At 67.2% G+C, this 6,353-nt stretch carries 1 protein-coding gene; it reads left to right on the top strand.

From position 1 onward, the window contains the following. Positions 1 to 93: 93 nt before the first annotated feature. A partial coding sequence (locus tag ACNJ7E_RS13855; RefSeq protein WP_418340131.1) for an amino acid adenylation domain-containing protein occupies positions 94 to 6,353 on the top strand: 6,260 nt, incomplete at its 3' end.

A 6,353-nucleotide genomic window follows, 5' to 3' on the forward strand; every position in this document is an offset into this window, starting at 1 on the left:
GGCGAAAAGCTACCGCCTCCCGCATTCGCGAGCCAGGATACGGACGCGGTCACGCTGTGAGCGGTCGGGGATACCTTATGGGGAGGAACCGCCGTGAAGCCCGTCGACACGCGGAAGCCGGCAACACACGATTCCGAAGGGGAGCCGTTCCCCCTGTCCGCGGCGCAGCGTGCCACCTGGTTCGCGCAGCAACTCGACCCCGCGGTGCCGATCTCGGTAGCGCACTATGTGGAACTGCACGGCGACCTCGACATCGACCTGCTGCGCCGGGAGACCATCGCGGTGGCCCGCGAATTCCAGTCGCCGTTCCTCAAGGTCGTCGAGGTCGACGGCCGACCGATGCAGTACGTGGACCACGCCACCGACACGTCCATCGCCTTCATCGACTTTCGCGGTGAGGACGACCCGGTCGCTGCCGCGCACGAATGGATGGACCGGGACTACCAGGCCCCCCTCGATCTCGATGTGGATCGACTGTTCGAGACCTCGATTCTCTGCGTCGGAGAGTCGCATTACCTGTGGTACAGCCGCATTCACCACGTCGCGCTCGACGGATACGGCGCCATGACGCTGATCAACCGCATCGCGCACCGGTACTCGGCCTCCGTGGCCGGCCGCGAACCGGATCCGAGTCGCGCCGCGACCCTGCACGAGCTGTACGACGTCGATGCCCGGTACCGGTCGTCCGACCGCTTCGAGGCGGATCGGGAGTACTGGGCGAAGCGAGTCGAGGCCGTCGACGGATCGACTCTGGCCGACGCGCCCGCCCCCGCACTCGCCAGGAGCAAGGTCGAGAGTGCCCTGCTGTCCGAGGCGGCCGTGTCCGGTATCCACGGCGCCGACAGTCAGGCAAACGCCACCGCGGCAGTCACGATCATCGCCGCCTTCGCCTGCTACCTGTCGCGAATCACGGCGAAAATCGATGTCCTCGTGAATGTTCCGATGTCCGGCCGGACCACGTCGGTGCTGCGCAACTCCGGCGGCATGATGGTCAGCGTCGCGCCGCTGCCGATCACGGTCGACGAGGACGAGACGGTCGCGGACCTCGTGTCACGGGTCAGGCGAGAGCTGATGGGCGCGTTGCGGCATCAGCGGTGCAGTGTCGAGGACATCCGCCGCGACGTGGGCGCGGGCAGCGGCGCCGATCTCCACGGACCGATGGTCAACGTCATGCTGTTCCACCAGAACGTGCAGCTGGGTCCACTGGTCGGCGAATACCACATCGTCACGTCGGGTCCGGTGGAAGATCTGCTGGTCAACGTGTACCCGAGCGGGACACCGGCCGAGATCTTCGTCGATTTCCGGGCCAACCCGAACCGATACGAGGACGTGGCGCTGCGCCTGCACCACCGGCACTTCGTCGAACTGCTGGAAGAGTTCATCTCGGCCGACCCGCAGGCCCGGGTCGCGACGATTCACGAGGTCACGGCCCGCGACGGCGAGCGACGACGCCGCGAGGCGCATCAACTCGAGTACTGGACGGATCAGCTGGCGGGGATCCCCGAAGTGCTGAACCTGCCGTCCGATCGGCCGCGGCCCGTCGCGCAATCCGGGCGGGAAGACCGCGTAGAAATTCCGATCGGCGCGGAAGCGCATGCCGCGGTGCTGGCCCTCGCGCACGAACACGACACCACCGCGTTCTCGGTTCTGCACGCAGCGTTCACCGCGCTGCTGAGCAGGCTGTCGGGCGTCTCGGATGTAGTGATCGGAACCACGACCACGGTGGACCACGACCGGAACCTCGTGGCGCTCCGTACCCGCGTCGAACCGGACACGTCCTTCACGCGTCTCCTCGGCCACGTCCGCGACATCGACCGGGAGGCGTTCGAGCACCGCGACGTCCCATTCGAACGGGTGGTCCGGACGGTCGCCCTCGGCGATTCGCCCGCGTACTCGCCGATCGTCCAGGTCCTGCTCGAGTGCAGTGACGATCCGGAGACGTCCGGGATCGGCCGACTCGACCTCCGGGTGACCGCGACCGAGACCTTCGACGCCGACGGCATCCCGTCCGGCATCACGGCGACCCTCGGGTTCGCCACCGATCTGTTCGACCCCGGCACGGTCCGTCGCCTCGGCGAACGGTTCCGCCGAATCCTGGAGACGACCGCCGGCGACCCCGGACTCGTCGTCGGCGACCTCGACGTCCTGTCCGATACCGAACGGGCCACCCTCGTTCCGGTGTCCGGCGGGCCGGGGCGACCGGGCCGCACACTGCCCGAATTGTTCTCCGCAGCAGCACAATCCAACCCCACCGGTGTCGCACTCTCGTATAGCGGTATCGAGATGACGTACCGCGAAGTGGACGAGCGCTCGAACCAGTTGGCACGCGTCCTCGCCGAACGCGGCATCGGGCCGGAGAACTTCGTCGCACTGGGCATGACTCGCTCGATCGAGTCGGTTCTGTCGATGCTGGCGGTGGCCAAATCGGGCGCGGCCTACGTGCCGGTGGACCCGAACTACCCGGCCGAACGGATCGAGCACATGCTGGGCGATTCGGGTGCCGCCCTGGGCGTGACGGTGTCCGCCGTCCGTTCCCGGCTCCCGGACGTGATTGCGTGGCTCGTGCTCGACGACGAAGAATTCCGGACCCTCTGCGCAACGCAGCCGGTATCCGTCGTGACCGATGCCGAGCGGGCACGGCCCCTCCGCGTGGAGAACCCGTCCTACGTGATCTACACGTCCGGTTCCACCGGCAGGCCCAAAGGCGTCGTGGTCACACACGGTGGCCTGGACACCTTCGCAGCCGAGCAGCACTCACGATTCGGAGCGACGCAGGCATCCCGGATTCTGCACTTCTCCACACCGAGTTTCGACGCGTCCGTCTCCGAGTACCTGCACGTGTTCGCCGCCGCGGCAACCATGGTGATCGTGCCGCCCACGGTCTACGGCGGCACCGAGTTGTCGCGGCTCCTGAAATCGGAGCGAGTCACTCACGGATTCGTCACCACTGCCGCGCTCGGAACGGTCGAACCGGACGGACTCGCCGACTTCGGGGACGTGGTGTTCGGCGGCGAGGCGTGCCCGCCGGAACTCGTCGAGCGGTGGGCGCCCGGTCGCAGATTGTGCAACGCGTACGGGCCCAGCGAGGCCACCGTCATGTCCAACATCAGTGCGCCGATGTCACCGACCGGAGCCATCACGGTGGGCGGTCCGCTCCGCGGATTCCACGAGGTCGTCCTCGATGCGCGGTTGCAACCCGTGCCGCCCGGCGTCGCCGGAGAGCTGTACGTCGCGGGTGACGGCCTCGCTCGCGGATATCACGGCAAATCAGCGTTGACGGCCGAACGGTTCGTGGCCAACCCCTTCGGCGGCCCCGGCGAGCGGATGTATCGAACCGGGGATGTGGTGCGGTGGCGAACCGACCGCACACTGGAGTACTTGGGCCGCAGCGATTTCCAGGTGAAGGTACGCGGCTTCCGCATCGAGCTCGGGGAGATCGACACCGTCCTCCACACCCATCCGCGCGTGCGGACCGCGGTGACGATGCCGCGAACGGCACCGTCCGGCGACACGGTGCTCGTGTCGTACGTGGTGCCTGCGGCCGGGCAACAGCTCGCGACTGCTGAGGTGATCGAGTATGCCGCAGAGCAATTGCCGACGTACATGGTGCCGGCGGCGATCGTGGTACTGGACGAGATCCCGATGACACCGGTGGGGAAGCTCGATCGTGCGGCACTGCCGGCGCCGGAATTCCTCTCCACGGCCGCCGAGTTCCGTGCACCTGCCACTCCGGTGGAGCGGGCCGTCGCGCGGGTGTTCGCCGACGTACTGGGTGTGGAACGAATCGGGCTCGACGACAGCTTCTTCGACCTCGGCGGAAATTCACTGGTCGCGACGAAAGTGGTGGCGCGGGTCAACGCCGCCCTCGGCGTCGACCTCGTGGTGCGGACCCTGTTCGAGGCACCGACGGTGGAGGCACTGGCGGACCGGATCGAGGGTACTCACGCGAGGCGCCTCGACCGCCCGGACCTGGTGGCGCAGACGCGTCCCGACCGGATCCCGCTATCGCTCGCCCAGCAACGTATGTGGTTCGTCAATCAGTACGACACCTCGTCACCGGCCTACAACATTCCGATGGCGCTCCGACTGTCCGGAACGCTCGACGTGGAGGCGCTCCGGGCCACCGTGGCGGACGTCCTCGAACGACACGAATCGCTGCGCACGGTGTATCCGGCGTCAGTGGACGGACCGCATCAAGTGATCCTGCCACCGGGGGAGGTGATTCCGGACCTGGATCCGACGGTCTGCGACGACGAGGACGCGGTGCGCGCGCGGATCGCCGAATCGACCGCTCGGGGCTTCGACGTGAGCACCGAGGTGCCCGTGCGTGGTGACCTGTTCCGGACCCGCCACGACGAGCACGTCCTCATGCTGGTGGTGCACCACATTTCGGCGGACGGAGCGTCGCTGGCCCCACTCGCGCACGACCTGATGGTGGCGTACTCGGCGCGGGTACAGCAGCAGGCACCCGGCTGGGCGCCGCTGCCCGTGCAGTACGCCGACTACAGCCTGTGGCAGAGGGCGGCCCTCGGCAGTGACGAGAATCCCGGCAGCCTGATGTCGGCGCAGTTGGAATACTGGAAACAGACGCTGTCCGACCTCCCCGACGCGATGGATCTTCCATTGGATCGACCGAGGCCCGCGGACAGAGCATTGCGGGGTGGGATCGTCCGGTTCCCGGTGGCAGCGGAACAGCATCGGGCGCTTCTGCTCCTTGCGCGGCAGCACAATTCCACGATGTTCATGGTGATGCACGCTGTGCTGGCCGTGCTGGCGGCGCGGCTGAGTGGTTCCGAAGACATCGCGATCGGGACGCCGATCGCCGGGCGCGGCGAGGAAGCACTCGACGACGTGGTGGGGATGCTCGTCAACACTCTGGTCCTGCGGACGACCGTCGAGTCCGGCGCAACGTTCGGCGAGGTGCTGTCCCGGGCGCGGGAGGCGGATCTGGCGGCGTTCGGTCACGCGGAGGTGCCGTTCGAGAGCGTGGTGGACGCGGTCGCACCGACCCGCTCGACCGCGTACTCACCGCTGTTCCAGGTTCTCCTGGAGTTCCAGAACACCGCCCCGGCGCACCTCGACCTGCCGGGACTGACGGTGGAGATCCTCGATGTCGAAACCGGTGTGTCCAAGTTCGATCTGCAGTTGACGCTCGCGGAGCGCTACGACGCGTCCGGGACGGCAGCAGGCATCGACGCGTCGTTCACGTTCGCGTCGGACGTGTTCGATCCGGAGACGGTCACGGGATTCGGGGAACGGTTCCTCCGGATTCTGGTGGGAGTGGTTGCGGATCCGGATGCGCCGGTCGGTGATGTGGAGGTTCTGGGGCCGGGCGAGCGGGCGTTGGTGGTGGGTTCGTGGAATGCGACGGGTCATCCGGTGCCGCGCACCACCCTTGCCGACCTGTTCGATGCGCAGGTGGGGCGGACTCCTGGTGCTGTGGCGGTGGTGTGTGGGGATGTGGTGTTGTCGTATGGGGAGTTCGATGCGCGGGTGAATCGGCTGGCGCGGTTCCTGATCGGGGCGGGGGTGGGTCCGGAGTCGTCGGTGGGTGTGGCTGTGCGGCGTTCGGTGGAAATGTTGGTGGGGTTGTACGCGGTGGTGAAGGCGGGTGGGGCGTATGTGCCGATAGATCCGGATCTGCCTGCCGAGCGGGTCGGATATGTGGTGGGGATTGCGGATCCGGTGTTGGTGTTGACGACGTCTTCGGATCGGGTGGTGGTGCCTGCGGGTGTGCGGGTGGTGGAGTTGGATTCGGTGGATGTGTCGGGGTTCTCGGCTTCTCCGGTGGGGGATGGGGAGCGGCGTGCGCCGTTGTGTCCTGGTCATCCGGCGTATGTGATTTTCACGTCGGGGTCGACGGGTCGGCCGAAGGGGGTGGCGGTTCCGCATGAGGGTGTCGTGAATCGGTTGTTGTGGATGCAGGATCGGTACCCGTTGACGTCGGATGATGTGGTGTTGCAGAAGACGCCGGTGACGTTCGATGTGTCGGTGTGGGAGTTGTTCTGGCCGTTGATCGTCGGTGCGCGGTTGGTGATCGCGGAGCCGGACGGGCACCGTGACCCGGGTTATCTCGAACGGGTGATTCGCGAGGAGTCGGTCACCACGGTGCATTTCGTCCCCTCGATGTTGGCCGTGTTCACCGCGGAACCGGCAGTGACGCGATGCACGAGCCTGCGGCGGGTGTTCGCCTCGGGTGAGGCATTGCCCGCGCAAACGGCGTCGAGGATGCGGGCGTTGGTGCCAGGCGCCCGGATCCACAATCTGTACGGTCCGACGGAGGCGTCGGTGGATGTGACGTTCCACGAGGTCACGGGGGCGGATCGGACGGTGGTGCCGATCGGGGTGCCGGT

Origin of the sequence: Rhodococcus mengyinensis (assembly GCF_048381435.1) — a bacterium.
In the GTDB taxonomy this organism is placed as follows: Bacteria; Actinomycetota; Actinomycetes; order Mycobacteriales; family Mycobacteriaceae; genus Rhodococcus_F; species Rhodococcus_F opacus_D.